This is a genomic window from Phyllobacterium sp. 22229 (genome assembly GCF_052056495.1).
Lineage (GTDB): Bacteria > Pseudomonadota > Alphaproteobacteria > Rhizobiales > Rhizobiaceae > Phyllobacterium > Phyllobacterium myrsinacearum.
Genome location: NZ_JBQEPA010000021.1, coordinates 55,043 through 72,205 on the forward strand (window position 1 = coordinate 55,043; position 17,163 = coordinate 72,205).

19 protein-coding genes and 2 tRNA genes are annotated in these 17,163 nt (G+C 58.9%); 4 read left to right on the forward strand and 17 right to left on the reverse strand.

The genetic code is table 11. The features are described 5' to 3' along the window. Nucleotides 1-278: 278 nt before the first annotated feature. Nucleotides 279-354: transfer RNA gene (locus ACTJJ7_RS22195), tRNA-Phe, on the reverse strand. Nucleotides 355-545: 191 nt separating this feature from the next. Here ACTJJ7_RS22195 and ACTJJ7_RS22200 point away from each other — a divergent pair. Beyond that, entirely contained in the window at nucleotides 546-1,631 is a 1,086-nt protein-coding gene (locus ACTJJ7_RS22200) for a Gfo/Idh/MocA family protein (RefSeq protein ID WP_440968845.1), read from the forward strand. Nucleotides 1,632-1,651: 20 nt separating this feature from the next. Here ACTJJ7_RS22200 and yacG read toward each other — a convergent pair whose 3' ends face one another. The 8 genes from yacG to murA form a co-directional block, all read right to left on the reverse strand. Beyond that, the gene (yacG, locus tag ACTJJ7_RS22205) at nucleotides 1,652-1,858 is read right to left on the reverse strand and encodes a DNA gyrase inhibitor YacG (protein WP_105736420.1); all 207 of its coding nucleotides are present in this window, start codon (nucleotides 1,856-1,858) and stop codon (nucleotides 1,652-1,654) included. Nucleotides 1,859-1,868: 10 nt separating this feature from the next. After that, nucleotides 1,869-2,495 (reverse strand): Maf-like protein, encoded by a 627-nt coding sequence (locus tag ACTJJ7_RS22210; RefSeq protein WP_105736422.1) that lies wholly within the window; start codon nucleotides 2,493-2,495, stop codon nucleotides 1,869-1,871. 59 nt (nucleotides 2,496-2,554) lie between these two features. Further along, entirely contained in the window at nucleotides 2,555-2,773 is a 219-nt protein-coding gene (gene infA / locus ACTJJ7_RS22215) for a translation initiation factor IF-1 (RefSeq protein WP_008122731.1), read from the reverse strand. Nucleotides 2,774-2,909: 136 nt separating this feature from the next. Continuing rightward, on the reverse strand, nucleotides 2,910-3,323 hold the full coding sequence (locus ACTJJ7_RS22220; protein ID WP_425350504.1) for a low molecular weight phosphatase family protein: 414 nt from the start codon (nucleotides 3,321-3,323) through the stop codon (nucleotides 2,910-2,912). Nucleotides 3,324-3,385: 62 nt separating this feature from the next. Further along, entirely contained in the window at nucleotides 3,386-3,871 is a 486-nt protein-coding gene (locus ACTJJ7_RS22225; RefSeq protein WP_105736426.1) for a UPF0262 family protein, read from the reverse strand. Between the two features lie 7 nt (nucleotides 3,872-3,878). Continuing rightward, on the reverse strand, nucleotides 3,879-5,171 hold the full coding sequence (gene hisD / locus ACTJJ7_RS22230; protein WP_105736428.1) for a histidinol dehydrogenase: 1,293 nt from the start codon (nucleotides 5,169-5,171) through the stop codon (nucleotides 3,879-3,881). A gap of 21 nt (nucleotides 5,172-5,192) precedes the next feature. Next, nucleotides 5,193-5,630 carry a DUF2948 family protein gene (locus tag ACTJJ7_RS22235; RefSeq protein WP_440968846.1) on the reverse strand — a complete coding sequence of 146 codons (438 nt, stop codon included), beginning with the start codon at nucleotides 5,628-5,630 and terminating at the stop codon, nucleotides 5,193-5,195. A gap of 135 nt (nucleotides 5,631-5,765) precedes the next feature. Continuing rightward, nucleotides 5,766-7,055 (reverse strand): UDP-N-acetylglucosamine 1-carboxyvinyltransferase, encoded by a 1,290-nt coding sequence (gene murA, locus ACTJJ7_RS22240; protein ID WP_105736432.1) that lies wholly within the window; start codon nucleotides 7,053-7,055, stop codon nucleotides 5,766-5,768. A gap of 469 nt (nucleotides 7,056-7,524) precedes the next feature. On the opposite strand from murA, the gene ACTJJ7_RS22245 reads away from it, so the two are divergent. Further along, nucleotides 7,525-7,599: transfer RNA gene (locus ACTJJ7_RS22245), tRNA-Thr, on the forward strand. An 86-nt stretch (nucleotides 7,600-7,685) separates the two neighbouring features. Here the strand turns inward: ACTJJ7_RS22245 and ACTJJ7_RS22250 are convergent. The 3 genes from ACTJJ7_RS22250 to ACTJJ7_RS22260 form a co-directional block, all read right to left on the reverse strand. Next, nucleotides 7,686-8,672 (reverse strand): glycosyltransferase, encoded by a 987-nt coding sequence (locus tag ACTJJ7_RS22250; protein ID WP_440968847.1) that lies wholly within the window; start codon nucleotides 8,670-8,672, stop codon nucleotides 7,686-7,688. Between the two features lie 14 nt (nucleotides 8,673-8,686). After that, nucleotides 8,687-9,388, reverse strand: coding sequence for a polysaccharide deacetylase family protein (locus ACTJJ7_RS22255; RefSeq protein ID WP_440968848.1), 702 nt, complete (start codon nucleotides 9,386-9,388; stop codon nucleotides 8,687-8,689). 192 nt (nucleotides 9,389-9,580) lie between these two features. Continuing rightward, nucleotides 9,581-10,486, reverse strand: a complete 906-nt coding sequence (locus tag ACTJJ7_RS22260; protein WP_130268677.1) for a LysR family transcriptional regulator — start codon at nucleotides 10,484-10,486, stop codon at nucleotides 9,581-9,583. 113 nt (nucleotides 10,487-10,599) lie between these two features. Between ACTJJ7_RS22260 and ACTJJ7_RS22265 the strand changes: the two genes are divergently transcribed. Further along, complete coding sequence (locus tag ACTJJ7_RS22265; protein ID WP_105736442.1) at nucleotides 10,600-11,217, forward strand: FMN-dependent NADH-azoreductase; 618 nt, start codon at nucleotides 10,600-10,602, stop codon at nucleotides 11,215-11,217. A gap of 105 nt (nucleotides 11,218-11,322) precedes the next feature. Here the strand turns inward: ACTJJ7_RS22265 and ACTJJ7_RS22270 are convergent, their stop codons facing one another. Together ACTJJ7_RS22270 and galE are read right to left on the reverse strand one after the other, a co-directional pair. Continuing rightward, on the reverse strand, nucleotides 11,323-11,508 hold the full coding sequence (locus tag ACTJJ7_RS22270; protein ID WP_105736444.1) for a hypothetical protein: 186 nt from the start codon (nucleotides 11,506-11,508) through the stop codon (nucleotides 11,323-11,325). 169 nt (nucleotides 11,509-11,677) lie between these two features. Next, complete coding sequence (gene galE, locus ACTJJ7_RS22275; RefSeq protein ID WP_105736446.1) at nucleotides 11,678-12,670, reverse strand: UDP-glucose 4-epimerase GalE; 993 nt, start codon at nucleotides 12,668-12,670, stop codon at nucleotides 11,678-11,680. Between the two features lie 305 nt (nucleotides 12,671-12,975). On the opposite strand from galE, the gene hemA reads away from it, so the two are divergent. Further along, nucleotides 12,976-14,253, forward strand: a complete 1,278-nt coding sequence (gene hemA, locus ACTJJ7_RS22280; RefSeq protein ID WP_440968849.1) for a 5-aminolevulinate synthase — start codon at nucleotides 12,976-12,978, stop codon at nucleotides 14,251-14,253. 52 nt (nucleotides 14,254-14,305) lie between these two features. On the opposite strand, the gene ACTJJ7_RS22285 is transcribed toward hemA, so the two are convergent. The 3 genes from ACTJJ7_RS22285 to mscL form a co-directional block, all read right to left on the reverse strand. Beyond that, nucleotides 14,306-15,358, reverse strand: coding sequence for an AbrB family transcriptional regulator (locus ACTJJ7_RS22285; RefSeq protein WP_440968850.1), 1,053 nt, complete (start codon nucleotides 15,356-15,358; stop codon nucleotides 14,306-14,308). Then, nucleotides 15,355-16,521 (reverse strand): pyridoxal phosphate-dependent aminotransferase, encoded by a 1,167-nt coding sequence (locus ACTJJ7_RS22290; protein WP_440968851.1) that lies wholly within the window; start codon nucleotides 16,519-16,521, stop codon nucleotides 15,355-15,357. Before ACTJJ7_RS22290 ends, ACTJJ7_RS22285 begins: the two co-directional genes overlap by 4 nt. 185 nt (nucleotides 16,522-16,706) lie before the next feature. After that, nucleotides 16,707-17,120 (reverse strand): large conductance mechanosensitive channel protein MscL, encoded by a 414-nt coding sequence (gene mscL, locus ACTJJ7_RS22295; RefSeq protein ID WP_105736454.1) that lies wholly within the window; start codon nucleotides 17,118-17,120, stop codon nucleotides 16,707-16,709. Nucleotides 17,121-17,163 lie beyond the last annotated feature (43 nt).

Sequence of the window (17,163 nt, forward strand, 5' to 3'; positions counted from 1 at the left end):
CCCCGATTTGCAATCATCCAGGATTGCCCCACCAGCAAATTCGTTTCCCTGGCCAATGCCAGCGCCATTTTCATCAGAGAAGATAGGCGCCCGGAAGATATAAGTCACCTTCTGATCGAAAACGACAGCAAAATCGATATAAGCGGTGAATCAATTTTAAACCAGTAACAATCCACAGGCCTCTGAAAACCGCGAGACCTAAGAGCATACGGGCATACACAGATATCGGGATGGACTTGTCTGATTGCGATGGAAAAAATAAACAAAAGCAGAAGTGATGGTGCCCAGACGCGGATTCGAACCACGGACACGCGGATTTTCAATCCGCTGCTCTACCAACTGAGCTATCTGGGCACTTCAGGCATTTCCGTTATCCGGCAAGCCTTTCTGACAGCGTTGGCTTTCCGTCAGAAGCGGGTGGGTTATAACACTAAAAATCCCCCTGTCCAGCATCAACTGACGAATTTTTTGCCGTTTTTCTGCCTCTTGCAAACAGCATGCATTGATGCGTTGTTTATTACCCAAACAGACAGGATTCGCATTTCATGGATGAAACGGGGGACAAAGCCGCCGGGAGCAGTGCTTTTGGCTGGGGAATCATCGGCAGCGGCGAGATCGCCCAGCGGTTTGCCGCCGATCTTGCGTTTGTTCCGCAGGCTTTCATCGCCGCCAATCATTCCCGCTCGCTCGCTGATGCCGAACAGTTTCGCGATGCATTCGGCAGCAAGCACGCCTATGGCGACCTTGATTCTCTCTTGGCGGACCCGGCCGTCGATGCCGTCTATATCGCGACGCCCAGTTCCATCCATCTGGCGCAGGCGCTGAAGACCGTCCGCTCCGGCAAGGCCATCCTCACGGAAAAGCCGATTGCGCCATCCCACACGGAAGCCTCCGTCATCCAGCGCGAGGCAGCCCGGATCAAGGTTTTTGCCATGGAAGCCATGGAGACCCGCTTCCTGCCGGCGGTCGTGGCAGCCAAGGCGAAAATCGATGCGGGCGAGATCGGAACGATTCGCCGAATCACCGCCGAACTCGCTTATGCCGAGGATTACGCGCCGGAAAACCGCCTGTTCAACCGCTCCCTCGGCGGCGGCGCCACGCTGGATCTCGGCATTCACGGCGTCTCCCTGGCAATGCATTTTCTCGGTCAGCCGCAAAAAGTATCCGGCCTGTGGCACGCCGCGCCCAATGGCGTGGATATGAGCTCGGAGATAGCACTGCACTATGATGGGGCCGACGCGATTCTTTCCTGCGGTTTTGACCGCAACGGTGCCAATCATTGCGTGATCGAGGGAACCCTGGGCACGCTGCGGCTCGATGCACCCTTCCTCAAGGCACAGCGGCTGACGGCTTACCGGCCCTTCCTGGCCGCAACGCCCTTCGGCCCGCTGAAACGGCCAGGAGGCCTTTTTGGCAGGCTGCTCGACCGCTTGCCGGTCCCCGGGCGCAGAAGCGAAGATTATCCGTTTGAAGGCAATGGCCTGCAGTTTGAAGCCATGGCGGTGATGGAAGCCACGCGCAGGGGTGAAACAAGTGCGAAGACCATGCCCCTGAGCGACAGTATCCATGTGCTGCGTGCGATCAATATCGTGCTGGCACAGCCCGCCACACCGCGTGTGATCAAGCTGTGAAACGTTTCACGGCGCTGCGTTCAGCGTTCGGTGTCGTCTTCGCTGTCATCGGCGCTTTCAACCGCCGGAAGAACATAGGCACCCGTCAGCCAGCGATTGAGATCGACGTTGCGGCAACGGCTTGAGCAGAAGGGATAGTGCTCCCGCTGCGATGGCCGCTTGCATTCCGGGCATGGCCGTGTCGGCCGCAATGGCGTTACCTTCGCCGCGCTTTTGTTTTCGTCCATTCGTCTAAACCTAGTGCGCCGATGCTTGCCAGTTGGCATAGACGGGATAACCCTCGCCATGCAGGAGACCAGCTGTCTCGTAAAGCGGCAGGCCAACCACGTTGCTGTAGGAGCCCACCAGCTTGACCACAAAACCGCCCGCAAGTCCCTGAATGGCGTAGCCACCGGCTTTTCCGCGCCATTCACCCGATGCAAGATAGCTCTCCAGCTCCTCGCGCGAAAGACGCTTGAAGCGCACCCGGGTTTCGATCAGATCCTGGCGGATCTTGCCCTTCGGCGTAACCAGGCAAAGACCGGTGAAAACACGATGCGAACGGCCGGACAAAAGGCGCAGGCAGCTGGTTGCATCGTCGAGAATTTCAGCCTTGGGCAGAATGCGGCGGCCAACCGCGACAACCGTATCGGCCGCGATGATATAGGACTGGCCAAGGTCCGCATCGCCCTTCAATTCGCCAGCCACCTTTTCAGCCTTGAGGCGTGACAGACGGCGCGCGAGCGAACGCGGATGCTCGGCACGCAGAGGCGTTTCGTCCACGTCGGCGGGCAACAGGCGATCAGGCTCCAGGCCGATCTGGCCCAGCAGCGCCAGACGACGCGGCGAGCCGGATGCCAGAACCAGTTTGTGTTGATCGCTCATGAACGCATTCCTGGAAAATCGTGTCCTGCGGACAAGTCAGGCCGAAGCCGGGAGGACTGTTATTTGAAGCGGTAGGTAATGCGACCCTTGGTCAGATCGTATGGGGTCATTTCGACAAGAACCTTGTCACCCGCCAGAACGCGGATGCGGTTCTTGCGCATACGGCCGGCCGTGTGAGCAATGATTTCATGATCGTTTTCAAGCTTGACCCGGAACATCGCGTTGGGCAGCAGCTCCGTCACGAGACCGGGAAACTCTAGTACTTCTTCTTTCGCCATGCGTAGTTCTATCTCCAGAAAGGAATTTGCGGTCACACTCGACCGCAATTTTGGGCGGAACCTATAGTATTGCGCGGCATTTGTGAACAAGGGAGTTCAACGCAATTGTGTACGGGCTGACAAAGGTTCGAATTGCCTAGCCGAAACGCGCCTGAATATGGTGTTTGAGGTTGTCGCGCACGTCGCGATAGGCCTCCATGATCTGGTCACGGCGTCCGCGCACCAGCGTCGGATCGGGCGTCGGCCAGTATTCCACATTGACCGATGTCGTTCGCGTCAGCTCCAGCGCCATGTGATGGGCCTTGGGCGACAGGGTGATGATCAGATCGAAATAGTCGTCTTCAAGCTCTTCGAAGGTCCGCGGGTGCAGGGAAATGCGCTTCAACCCGAGTTCTTCCAGCACGGCGTCGACAAACGGGTCGGGATCGCCTTTTTCGACACCGGCCGAGGCCACATAGACCCGCGGCGGCAGCAGACTGCGGGCCAGGGTTTCGGCAATGGGCGAGCGGATAGAATTCATGCCACAGATGAACAGCACGGCACCGGGCATGCTCCGTTTGGCAGGCTCCTGCCCGTCCGGGAGTTTGTCGGGTTCGGCGCCCACCGGTTCGCTCACCCCCGCCAATGCAGCACACATACCAGGGTAAAGAGGCGGCGCGCGGTATCGAAATCCACCTCGATCTTGCCGTTCAGGCGATCCATCAGCGCTTGCGATCCTTCATTGTGCAGCCCCCGCCTCCCCATGTCGATGGCCTCGATCTTGCTTGGACTGGAGGAGCGGATCGCCTCGTAATAGCTCTCGCAGATCATGAAATAGTCCTTCACCACCTTGCGCAGCGGCGTGAGGGACAGAATGTGGGTAACCACATCGTCGCCGGCCTCACGCGAAATGGCAAAGACAAGACGCGACTCGATCAGTGAAAGCTTCAGGCGATAGGGGCCTATTCCCTCGTCATTGACGGGACGGAAGCTGTTTTCCTCGATGAGATCAAAAATGGCAACGGCACGCTCGTGCTCGACGTCGGGCGTGGAGCGGCCGATGGTCTCGTCCAGCTCCACATCGATCAATCGCGCATCGGTATTGCCCGTTGCTGTCATTGTCACCCTACAGGTTCAACCGGATCGCGACGGAATTGCCATGCGCATCGAGACCTTCGGCGCGCGCGAGTTCTATCGCCGCCGGCCCCAGAGCGCGCAACTGTTCCACACCCAGCTTCAGGATGGACGTTCGCTTGACATAGTCAAGCACCGATAGGCCGGAGGAAAAGCGGGCTGACCGCGCTGTCGGCAGAACATGGTTGGAGCCGCCGACATAATCGCCGATCACCTCGGGCGTATAGCGGCCAAGGAAAATGGCTCCCGCATTGCGCACGCCCGCCAGCAGGGCTTCCGGGTCAGCGGTTGCGATCTCCAGATGCTCAGCCGCGATGCGGTTGACCAGCGGCAGTGCAGAGGGCAAATCCTCGACCAGGATGACCGCCCCATAGTCGCGCCAGCTGGCGCTTGCCGTTTCCGTGCGCGGCAGTCTTGCCAGCTGACGTTCCACCGCAGCCACCACGGCATTGCCGAACGCCTCGTCATCGGTGATCAGGATCGACTGCGAGGCCGTGTCATGCTCGGCCTGGGCCAGGAGGTCCGATGCAATCCAGTCCGGATCATTGTCGCTATCGGCCAGAACGAGGACTTCCGACGGACCTGCGATCATATCGATGCCGACCGTACCGAAGACGCGGCGCTTGGCAGCGGCCACATAGGCATTGCCCGGACCGACGATCTTCGACACCGGTGCTATGGTTTGGGTGCCGTAGGCCAGCGCGGCGATCGCCTGGGCGCCGCCCACCCGGTAAATCTCGGAAACACCGGCAAGACGTGCAGCCACCAGAACCAGGGGATTGAGCTTTCCGTCCGGGGACGGCACCACCATGACGATGCGCTCGACACCGGCAACCTGGGCCGGGACAGCATTCATGAGGACCGAGCTCGGATAGCTGGCCGTGCCGCCCGGCACGTAAAGCCCGACCGATTCCACCGCCGTCCAGCGCGACCCGAGTTCCACACCCAGCGCGTCGGTATAGCGGTCGTCCTGCGGCATCTGCCGCTGGTGGTGCGAATGAATGCGGTTGCGGGCAAGCTTGAGCGCCTCGACGGTTTCCAGCGGAGCTGCCGCCATCGCTGCATCGATTTCGGCCGAGGTGACGGCAATACCGTGCTCGACAAGGTCGATACGGTCAAAACGCTGCGAATAGTCGATAAGCGCCGCATCGCCTTCGGCGCGCACGCGATGAATAATATCGGCCACCACGCGATCCACATCCTCAGACACTTCGCGCTTGGTCAGAAGAAACGCGGAAAACCGGGATTCAAAATCAGGATCGGACTGCCTCAACACCAAAACCACAATAACTGCTCCTCTTGCCTGTCAGGCTTCGTGTTCCGGCTTGAAATCGGTTTCCCACGCGGGCCCGAGATCGGTCAGCTGCGCCTCGATGGCTTCCACCTCGAGCCGCAACGCCCTATTGGCGGCAAATGTCAGCTCGATCACGCCTGACGGCGCATCGCCAACGATGAAACGGATCACCAGCAGGGAAAGCACATCGTCCTTGAAACGGCGATCGATGCCGGTTGCCTTGAGGCTCTTCACCCGCGCGAAATGCAGCGCCGTGCGCCGGCGTTCAAAGCTGCGGTGGCGTTTGCCATCGGCGGCCAATTCCCAGACAAACCGGTTGACGGCCAGGACCAGACGGCTTTCGCCCGGCAGATAATCGATATCGGCTATTTTCAGCACCGAATCCTGCAGATGCGCAGAAAGGATTTGCAGATCTTCCTCATCAAGCGCGATGAGTTTGAGAGTGTCCATGTCTACCCTTTGCATAACTTTTCAGGACCATGGCGCGCAAAATGCGCCATGCTCCCTTCCCTGTTAGAGGAAAGTTCAGACAAATGGAATTCTGGCGTGGGGAGAAAGTGCGCCAGCAGAAGGAACAGCGCTCAATCAGTCACTGATGCGCTCGACAACCGCGCCGCAACGGGACAGTTTTTCTTCCAGACGCTCGAAGCCGCGATCCAGATGATAAACGCGGTTGACCGTCGTTTCGCCTTCGGCGGCCAGACCGGCGATAACCAGCGAAACCGATGCACGCAGATCCGTCGCCATGACCGGCGCGCCCTTCAAGCGCTCCACGCCTTCGATCCTGGCGGTTTGCCCCGACAGGGAAATTTTCGCACCAAGGCGCGCCAGCTCCTGCACGTGCATGAAGCGGTTCTCGAAAATGGTTTCGGTGATGTGGGATGTGCCCTTGGCCTTGGTCATCAGGCCCATGAACTGCGCCTGCAGATCGGTCGGGAAACCCGGGAACGGCTGGGTTGTCACATCGACCGGCATGATGCCATGGCCGTTGCGCACAACGCGCAGGCCGGAATTTGTTTCGGAAATTTCCGCGCCGGCCTGTCCGAGTGTCTCCAGTGCCGCACTGAGAAGGCTGGCATCGGCGCCTTCGAGGATCACGTCACCGCCGGTCATGGCAACGGCCATGGCGTAGGTGCCGGTTTCAATGCGGTCCGGAATGACGCGAACGCGCGCACCGGAGAGGCTGGTCACGCCCTCGATGGTGATGGTGGGCGTGCCTGCTCCGCTAACGCGGGCACCCATGGCATTGAGGCAATCGGCGAGGTTGACGACTTCGGGTTCCTGCGCGGCATTCTCGATGACGGTTTCACCCTTGGCCAGGGTCGCGGCCATCATCAGCACATGGGTGGCGCCGACCGATACTTTCGGGAAGGTGAAGCGCGTGCCGACGAGGCCGCCCTTGGCGCTGGCCTTGACATAGCCGTTCTCGATCTCGATGTCGGCGCCGAGCGCGCGAAGACCGTCGATGAACAGGTCCACCGGACGCGTGCCGATGGCGCAGCCGCCCGGCAGCGACACGGTTGCAACACCCATGCGCGCCAGAAGCGGTCCGATGACCCAGAAACTGGCACGCATCTTGGAAACGAGTTCATAAGGGGCGGTTGTATCGACAATATTGCGGGCAGTGAAATGGATCGTGCGGGAATAGGCGCCATCCTGGCGTTCGCGCCGGCCATTGACCGAATAGTCGACGCCGTGATTGCCGAGAATGCGGATCAGCTGTTCAACGTCAGCCAGGTGCGGCACATTTTCCAGCGTCAGCGTATCATCCGTCAGCAGCGACGCGATCATCAATGGCAGGGCCGCATTCTTGGCACCGGAAATCGGGATGATGCCATTGAGCTTGTTACCGCCAACAATCTTGATACGATCCATAATGTGTCACTTTCGCGGGGATAGACCCGTCCTGTCGTTGAGACCCTTTGCAGAGCCGGTTGATCTAAACCATTGCACAGAATGGTTCAAGAAATGCTTCGATCGCGGCGCGACCGGTCAAGAGTCCGAAGTCGGGGTATCGGGGGATGTCTGTTCTGCAGCGGTGATTCCCTCGTCCCGGTCATCTGCAGCCCCGGAGCGCCGGGAACGCAATTGCTGTTTGCGACGCGCCAGATTCGCCCGTAATTGCTCTGAACGCCGCTTCTCACGGCTTATTTGCTCGGAATTCGGGTTTTTCGAAGACGGCGATGTCATAAGTGGTCTTTCAAAATCCGTGTGCTCCAGCGTGGCTTTTTTCCACGTAAATACTGGGCTTTTGGCAAATACTGATATTTTGCCCAAGAGATTACAATTGCTTGCTTGCGATTTGAGCAATGATATGGCAGAAGTCCGCCGCGTTCGCAAATCAGCTGCGGTAGCTCAGTGGTAGAGCACTCCATTGGTAATGGAGAGGTCGAGAGTTCAATCCTCTCTCGCAGCACCAGTCTTTTCGATGATCGGACGATCATCCGTCAGACGGACGTTATCCACAGATCATTTTGACGAAACCGCCTGATCGACGATCAGGTGTCATGTTCCGCTGACGCGCTTGTAGTGGGCTGATTCGCTGCCCATGCATGCCCGCAGGACGCCGACGATACTGCCCAGGCGCGATGCCGCCTTGACCAGCGTTCGTCCCCGCGTGAACGGTACGGCCATCAGATAAAGACAAAGCGACAGCAGGCGGCCCATGAGCGAGCCCGGCAGACGCAGAAGCGTTGCAGTCCTGTGCTTGTTCAGCTTGGTGCGCATTTCAATGATGCTGATGTCCCGGCTGCGCCGGTATTGGTAGGCGAAGGTGAGGCGGTCCTGCGGTACGGTTTCATAAGCGACAGCGGCCGGAGTCCAGCCTGTCTTGGCACCAAGCCTGCGCGCGTCCGCCCACAGGCGCCAATCCTCGCCGCCAGCCAGTGCAAGCGCATTGTCGAAGCGCACGCCGGTTCTGCGAAAGAATGCCAGATTTCCCATCCAGCTGCCGGTGGCAATGCGTATCCGGTCACCCTGCCCGGCATTGCGCCTGCGCAGATATTTTGCTTCGCTGTTGCGGTTGGCCCGGTCCATGCCGGACCAGATCATTTTCTGCCACACCGTCACATCCGGACCATGCGGCGCGAGCCGAACCGGAGACCCGACAATATCAAAATCAAAGACATCACGCTCGGCAAGCAGCTGAACGAGCCAGTCCGGTTCGACGGTTTCGTCATCATCGGCAAAGGTCAACAGGTCATCGCCCGCATCGAGCGCACAATCCAGAACCCGATTGCGGGCAAAGGCAATGCCGAGACGCGGTTCAACTTCGTACTGAACGGTGGACTGCGGCAACAGCGCCCGAAACGTTTCCACCACGTCGGAAAGGGTTGGCTGGTCATTGTTCTCGACCACGACAAAACGGATGCTGGTACCCGCCGGAACCTGCATCCGTGCATAGGATTCGAAGAGACTTTTCAGCATCACCGGCCGGTTGCGGGTGATGGTCCCGACGCAGATGCTGCGCGTCTTCGCTGGTTCTCCGGGCACGAGATTTCCCATCGTCAACCGGTGACGGATTTGCGCAGGACGTTCAGCCAGCCATCGGTCCGGCGAACGATCTTGCGGGGCAAGAGCAGCATATCATGCTGCGGCGTCGCCCGCCCGCGCTGCGTGGTGGTCGCCGTGGTATATCCCGCCTCCTCGACCATTTGCCGGATCTCTCGGGAAAAATCGCCATAGGGGTAGCAAAATGCGTCCACCGCACTGCCCAGCATATCCTCGAGTTCGCGGCGCACGTCGGCGATCTGCCGCCGGGCCTCGTCAGGACCGACCTCGGTCAAGTGCACATGATCGAGCGTGTGCGCACCGACTTCATGCCCCGATGCCGCCCATTCCAGCATTTCCGCACGGGACATGCAGGGCGAATGGGGAACGCCGACATCGGCATCCCATATGTTGGAGCCGCCGATCTGCCGGCTGACAAAATAATTCGTGGCGGTAAAGCCAAGCGCATCAAGCACCGGCAGTGCATGCGTCATGACGTTGCGAAATCCGTCGTCAAAGGTGATGCCCACCACTTTGCCGGTCTTTTGGCCCGCCAGATAGGGCTGCAGATCCCGCATCGACAATCCGGCATATCCCATGCGCTTGAGCCATTTCATCTGGCGATGGAAATTGGCCGGATCGACGGTCAGATAGCGGAACGGACTGCCGCGCCCTGCCGGTTTGTCGATCTGATGGTACATCAGGATGGGTATGGGCATTTATGCGAACTCAGATGAAAGTGGGCCGGGCCGAAACTGCAGATATGACATATAACGGTATCCATCAAATATATGAGAAACAGCTGCAGCGCCAATTCTAGCGCCGGCGAGCATGCTTGTCTGCGAATCTGTACATAACATTTTCAACATGACGCCTGGGTTGCCGCAGGCAAGATTCGGTCTAAAGACCGCTCAGTAGGCACAAGCGGCCATTTCCCGCGCGAATCGCTCAACCCACCATTTTGCAGCCGGACCAAGGGGGTTGTCGGCCATGTGGAGGGCAAAGAGCGAGTAATGACTTTCCGGATAGGGCTCAAGGTCCAGTTCCACCAGCCGGCCCTCGGCAACGTCGTCCTTTATCATCCATTTGGGCAGGCCGCCCCAGCCCAGCCCGGCGACCATCAGGTCATGCTTGATCCCCACATCGGTCAACCGCCATGTCCGGTAGGCGAAAACACCAAAGTTCCGGCCCTTGGTCTGCTCGGACAGATCCGTCACCACCAGCTGGACATGATCGCGGATGAACGAGAGCGGCACCGGTCCCTTGTAGAGGGCCAGGGGATGATCCGGCGCGGCAGCGGGTGTCATGGTCATCTCGCCAACCCGGATCGTGGTCAGGTCATCGCTGGTCTGAACCGGCGGCCCGCCAATGCCGATATCCGCCTGCCGCTTCTGGACGAGATCCCATACCATGCCGAGCGCCCCGACATGCAGCCGCAGGCTCACGGTCGGGAATTGCTCCTGGAAGGCTTTCAGCACGGATATCAGCACCGGCGATGGCACGGACACGTCGACAACAATCGCTATTTCCGCTTCCAGTCCCGCCTTGAGACCCTCGGCACGCGCGCGCAACCCCTGCAGCGCCGATGCCATCCGCCGGGCGTCCTCCAGCATGGCGACCCCCGCCTCCGTCAGGCGCGGTTCCCGGGTTCCGCCACGGGTAAACAGCTGCAGCTCCAGCTGCGCTTCCAGATTGGCGATCGTATAGCTGATGACCGACTGAGACCGGTTGAGATGGCGCGCCGCGGCGGAAAAGCTGCCCGTGTCTGCAACGGCAAGGAAGACCTGGAGCTGATCGAGTGTCGGATTGGGCTGCATGATCTATCTAATCCATAGATGGGTTTGATAGATATTTTCCCAGTTTTCTAAATGGATGTCGAGCACCAAATTACGGGCATCAATTCATTGTCCTTTTGGAAGGTACGAAAACCATGTCATCCATACTTCTCATCACATCGAGCCCGCGCGGTGCAGCTTCCCACTCGACTCAGGTCGCCACGGAGTTCGCACGCAAACTGCAGCAGGCAACGCCGGGCAGCACGATCGTCACACGCGACCTTGCCAGCCGCCCGCTGCCGCACATCGGCGCCGATTACACGGCCGGCATATACACGCCCGTGGAGGCACGCACCGCCGAACAGCAGCGGGTCGTGTCGGTTTCGGACCAGGCCGTCGATGAACTCTTTGCCGCCGACAGCATCGTCATCTCGACCGGGTTCATCAATTTCAGCATTTCGTCGACGCTGAAATCGTGGATCGACCACATCGCCCGCGCCGGCAAAACCTTCAGCTACGGCGAAGATGGTCCCAAGGGTCTCGTTACGGGCAAGAAGGTCTATCTGGTGATCGCATCGGGCGGAATTTACTCTGCCGGCCCGGCGTCCGCTCTCGATCACGCCACGCCCTATCTTAAATCCGTGCTCGGCTTCCTCGGCATGACCGATGTTGAAGTGGTTCGCATCGAAGGTGTTGGCATGGGACCGGAAGCCGAAGCCAAGGCAATTGCGACCGCACAGGAACAGACCAGTCACCTGGCTCTGGCTGCCTGACACAGCGGACTTCAGGGGGTGGACTTCGTCCACCTCTTCTACGCATTCTGGCGGTGATGCTGATCTGGATCGGGGGATGCCGATGGGCCCGTCAGGGCTATCCGTTTATTTCGCCTGCTTGTATTCGGCTTCGTCCAGGCGGCGGAGCTGGTCGAGCAGGCTTTCCGGCACTGTATCCTCAACCTTGTAGATACCGGCAGCCCGTATAGCGGTCCGGTAGGACGACTGGGAAATTTGTCGTCGCATAATCCTGGATAACTGTTTTTCGTTGGCCCGGTTGGCACCGCCCATCGTATTACTCCAACTCTACTTCGTGGTCTTTAAACACCTTCCCAGCGAAGAAGGTTCCCCTTTTCTAGGATGACACAGGTTAAAGCAATGTGTCTCTCCGCCGCATGACCGGTTTACCAACCAGAAGCACACCGCGCCACGCGGCGGTGTTGCGCAACCGGGACAACAATCAGCGCCCTGAATTGCGGCTTGCAAGACCCTTTTCCCAGGCGAGCGCCGTTTCGACGATCACATCGAGATTATCAAAACGGGGTTCCCAGCCCAGGTCTTTTCGCGCCCGCGCGCTATTGGCCACAACCGATGCGGCATCACCCGCCCGCCGGTCCGTCAGGCGCGCGTCAATCGATCTCCCATGAACGCGCTCGACACTTTCAATCACGTCGCGCACCGAATATCCCCGGCCATAGCCGCAATTGGCGACAATGCTGCTGGCGCCGGTGCGGAGCCGGTCCAATGCGAGACGATGGGCGGCCACGAGGTCGCTGACGTGAATATAGTCCCGCACGCAGGTGCCATCCGGCGTGGGGAAGTCGTGACCGTAGATTTCCATATAGGGCCGTTTTCCCAGTGCCGTTTCACAGGCAACCTTGATCAGGTGCGTCGCCCCGCGCGTCGACTGGCCGGAACGGCCCTTCGGATCGGCCCCGGCCACATTGAAATAGCGCAGCGCCGTGTAACGAAAATCATGGGCCGCGGCCGTGTCGCGCAGCATCCATTCCGTCATCAGCTTGGAGACACCGTAGGGCGACTGCGGCAACAGAACCGTCTCTTCCGTAACGGGCTCCAGCCCCCCGTCGCCATAGACGGCGGCCGTCGATGAAAAGATGAAGTTCTTGACGTTGGACTTGACCACCGCTTCGATCAATGTGCGGGATTTCGAGGTGTTGTTTTCATAATAGGCCAGCGGATCCCGGACAGAATCGGGCACGACAACGGAACCGGCGAAGTGGATGACCGCATCGACATAATTGCGTTCGATCGTATCGCGCACGAGGTGCTGATCGGCGATATCGCCAACAATCAGCTTGGCTTCCGCCGGGACCGCCCATTCAAACCCGGTGGAAAGGCGATCGATGACCACGACGGATTCACCGGAATCGAGCAATTCCCAGACCATGTGACTGCCGATATAGCCGGCGCCCCCGGTTATGAGTACTGTCATCAGCCAACCCCCTGAACCACGCCAACAGTTTCATTGCGATATCTTGCCGCATTTTGGCAGGTCTGCAAAGCTTTGAAGATGCATCATAAAAATAATGTGGCGAAAGAATTTCGCATGATCCCGCCGCAGGAATGGGCGGAACCGATTTCCGGCGCTTCCCATATCACCGGCGCTCTTTCAACGGTATAATGCCACCGGCTGCGCCGGCAGACCCGCGATTTGCCAAGCGTGGCAAATTGCCCACCTTCTCGTCATGGATTTTAGCCCGCAAAAACGCTACTAAGTCCAGAATACAGGAGCAGTTCATGGACTATCGTCGGTTTTTCGAAGACGCGATCGACCAATTGCACGCTGAAAAGCGCTATCGGGTCTTTGCCAATCTGGAACGGATCGTGGGGAGATTTCCACGCGCGCTTTGGCGCACTGCCGATTCCACACGTGAAATCACCGTATGGTGCTCGAACGATTATCTGGGAATGGGTCAGCATCCCTCGGTTATCGCAGCCATGCATGATGCGTCGAGCCGCATGGGCTCCGGTGCGGGCGGCACGCGCAACATTTCCGGCAACAACCATCCTCTCGTCGAGCTGGAAAACGAGCTGGCCGACCTTCACAACAAGGAAGCCGGCCTGGTCTTTACCTCTGGCTTCGTGTCGAATGAGGCATCGATATCGACGATTGCGCGGCTTCTGCCCAATTGCCTGATCCTTTCAGACGAATTGAACCATGCCTCGATGATCGAAGGCGTGCGCCGTTCTGGCGCCGAGAAGAAGATTTTCCGTCACAACGATGTGGCACATCTCGAAGATCTGCTGAAGGCTGCCGGCAAGGAACGCGCCAAGCTGATCGTGTTCGAATCGGTTTACTCCATGGACGGCGATATCGCTCCGATCGCGGCCATTGCCGATCTGGCCGAGGAATACAATGCCATGACCTATATCGACGAGGTTCATGCGGTGGGCATGTATGGCAATCGCGGCGGCGGCATCACCGATCAGGAAGGTCTCTCCGACCGCATCGATATCATCGAAGGAACCCTGGCCAAGGCTTTCGGCACCCTGGGCGGTTACATAACCGGTCCCAAGACCGTGATTGATGCCGTTCGTTCCTATGCGCCCGGCTTCATCTTCACCACCGCCCTTCCCCCCGTGATCGCGGCTGCGGCTACCCAGTCGATCCGGCACCTGAAAGTCTCGCAGGAAGAACGCAGACTGCATCAGCAGCAATCGCAGCTGACCAAGGATGTTCTGGCCGCCGCCAACCTGCCAGTCATGCAATCGCAGACCCATATCGTCCCGATCCATGTCGGCGATCCCGAGCTGTGCAAGATGGCAAGTGACCGGCTGCTTCAGGTGCACGGCATCTATATCCAGCCGATCAATTATCCCACCGTCCCGCGCGGCACGGAGCGGCTGCGCGTCACGCCGACGCCCTTCCACTCCGATGAACTGGTGCTCGAACTGAAGGACGCACTGGTTGAGGTCTGGACGGCACTCGGCATTCCCTTCGCCAAGGACAACGCCCCGTCCGTCAAGACGGGCGAGCGCGTGGTGACACTCGCCGTTTCCAAGGCCGGCGGCTGAAACCACGCTTCCTGAATTCGCAAAAGCCCGCTGTTTCAATGAAATGGCGGGCTTATTTGTTGGCGTCCGTATCGTTCAGCCAGCGCGCCAGAAACGGCACGGCAAAGGCAATCATCAGAAATCGTGCCACGTGGTGAGAGGCCACGTAGGACGGATCGACGCCCAGGGAAAATGCAATCACCGTCAGCGCTTCCAGCGCCCCCGGCGCAAAGGCCAGGGCGATCTGCGCAGGGTGTATATCCAGGATATACCAAACCGCGACGGCTGCCAGAAAAGAGGCGGCCGTTCCGATAACAAAGGCGCAAAGGGCAGCCGGCAGATAGCGAACAAGCTGGGTACGATGTTCCGCACCCACCCTTGACCCGATCAGCACGCCCAGAATAATCAATCCGATATCCGCAATCGAGCGCGGAACCACCGCTGTCACGATGGAGGAGGCGTGCAGTGCCGCGCTTGCCAGCAGGGCACCGAGCATCATGCCGCCGGGCACGCGCGTGTACTGGCCGAGGAGCGCGCCGGCAAGACCGCAGACAAACAGGATGAGCGCTTCCTGAACCGTCCAGTGATCGTTCAGCTCCACCACGACATGTGGCGCATTCCTGGCGATGACGGCGAGGAGCGGTGCGAGAAAGCCGATGAGAAGCAACAGGCGGATGCACTGAACGACGGTGATCTTGACCATGTTGGCCTGCGTTCCCATGGCGGCCACCAGCACGAAGGAAAGCGCTCCCGGCAACGATGAGAACAATGCGGTAGGCCCATCCCAGCCAAAACCCTTGCGCAGCATGATATAAGTCAGTCCGGTCACGGCGATGAGCGCTGCAAGGAGCATGAGGAAACTGACGGGCCACAGCACCATCTGGTTGACGGTATCAGCGGAAACACCGGACCCGGCTTGGATACCCAGCATGAAGAAGACGAAGGCACGCAGCCAGTCCGGCAGATGAATACGGATGCCCGAAAGCGAGGCAGCCGTGACCGCAAGCGTCGATCCGAGCAGAAACGGGATGGGCAGACCGGCAAAACCGGCGCTGAAAGCGCCGGCCGAAGCGATGAGAAGCGAAAGAATGGTGGCCTGAGTGTTATTCAGATGTATGCGATTCAACGTTTCCTGATCCAGTCTGCGAGGCGATCGGCAGCCTCCTCGACCTGATCTATACGCCGGGCAAAACACAGTCGCAGGAAGGCTTCGCCACCATCGCCAAAAGCCGTGCCCGGCGCAAGGCCAACCTTTGCTTCATCGACGATGTCGAAGGCTGCACGGTAGGAATCGGTAACGCCCTCGATGCCAAACAGCAGGTAGAATGCACCTGCCGGCGGCGACATGCGCACCCTGCCCGTGGCTGCGAGTTTGGCGCAGAGAATGTCGCGCGCCTTGCGCGCGCGTTCCACCTGCATCCGGATGAATTCGTCCCCGTGATCAAGGGCAGCGACGGCACCGCGCTGCATGAACTGCGCAACGCCTGAATTGGAATACTGGATCAGGTTCTCCACGGTTTTGCCGAGGGCGGGATGCAGGGTCATCCAGCCGACACGCCAGCCGGTCATTGCCCAGTTCTTGGAAAAACTATTGACGAAAATAATCCGGTCATCGGGATCCATGACATCGAAAAACGAAGGGGATCGGCGCGCACCGTAATAAAAATGCGTGTAGATCTCGTCGGCGACGATCCACAGACCGTGCTGGCGGGCGATCTGCAATATTTCGTTCAATGTCTCGATATCGGCGGTCCACCCGGATGGATTGGACGGCGAATTGATGAACAGAGCCTTTGTCCTGGGGGTGATCGCGTCGCGGATTTTTTGGGGATCGAGCGTCCAGCCATTGCCGGTGAAATCCTGCGTCACCGGCACCGGCTTTGCGCCCGCTATGCCGGCAGCAGCGGCAAAATTCGGCCATGCCGGCGACACATAGACAACCTCGTCCCCCGTCCCGGCCGTGGCCTGGATGGCGAGCTGTATCGAATGCATCCCGGAACCCGTGACATAAAAATGCTCGACGGGCAGATCCACGTTGAAATGGCGTTTGTGATAGCCGGCCAATGCCTGCCGCAGTTCCGGAATGCCAGCCTGCCAGGTATAGAAGGTCTCGCCATTGGCCAGACCTGCATTTGCGGCATCCCTGATGAAATCCGGCGTGGGAAGATCGCCTTCACCCGCCCAGAGGGGAATGACGCCGTCCTGGCGCCTGCCATGGTTCATCACCGCTACGATGCCGCTTTCCGGCGCCACCGCAGCTTCATGGCGCAAATGTTCAATCAGACCCATAATATCTCCAGTGCCAAATGCACATCCCGTTCAAAGGCAGACGTAACGCAATGAAACGCAACAATCACGCGGATATTTGTGATGTTCCCATCACCGATGCTGATGGTCTGCTGACGTCTTCCTGACAATCATGGAAACAAAAACCCCGGCGCGAAGCCGGGGTCTCTGAACCAATGCGAAATGTCCTAGCGCTTGGCCAGAAGATCGCGGATATCGGTCAGCAGAACTTCTTCCTTGGTCGGTGCAGCCGGAGCTTCCGGCGCTGCAGCTTCCTTCTTCTTGAGCCTGTTCATGGCTTTGACCACCATGAAAAGAACCCAGGCAATGATCAGGAAGTTGATCAGCAGGGTGATGAAGTTGCCGTAAGCAAGGGTCGCACCGGCGGTGCGTGCGGCAGCCAACGTGGCAGCGGGCGCACCAGCCAATTGGATAAACATATTGGAGAAGTCGACGCCACCAGTGATAAGCCCGATGATCGGCATCAAGATGTCGTTCACAATCGAATCAACCAGTTTGCCGAAAGCACCGCCGATGATCACACCGATGGCGAGATCGACCATGTTTCCCTTCAAGGCAAATTCTTTGAATTCCTTTAGCATGATATACCACTCTCCAGTATTCCGTGTTAATTGGAAGCTGTCA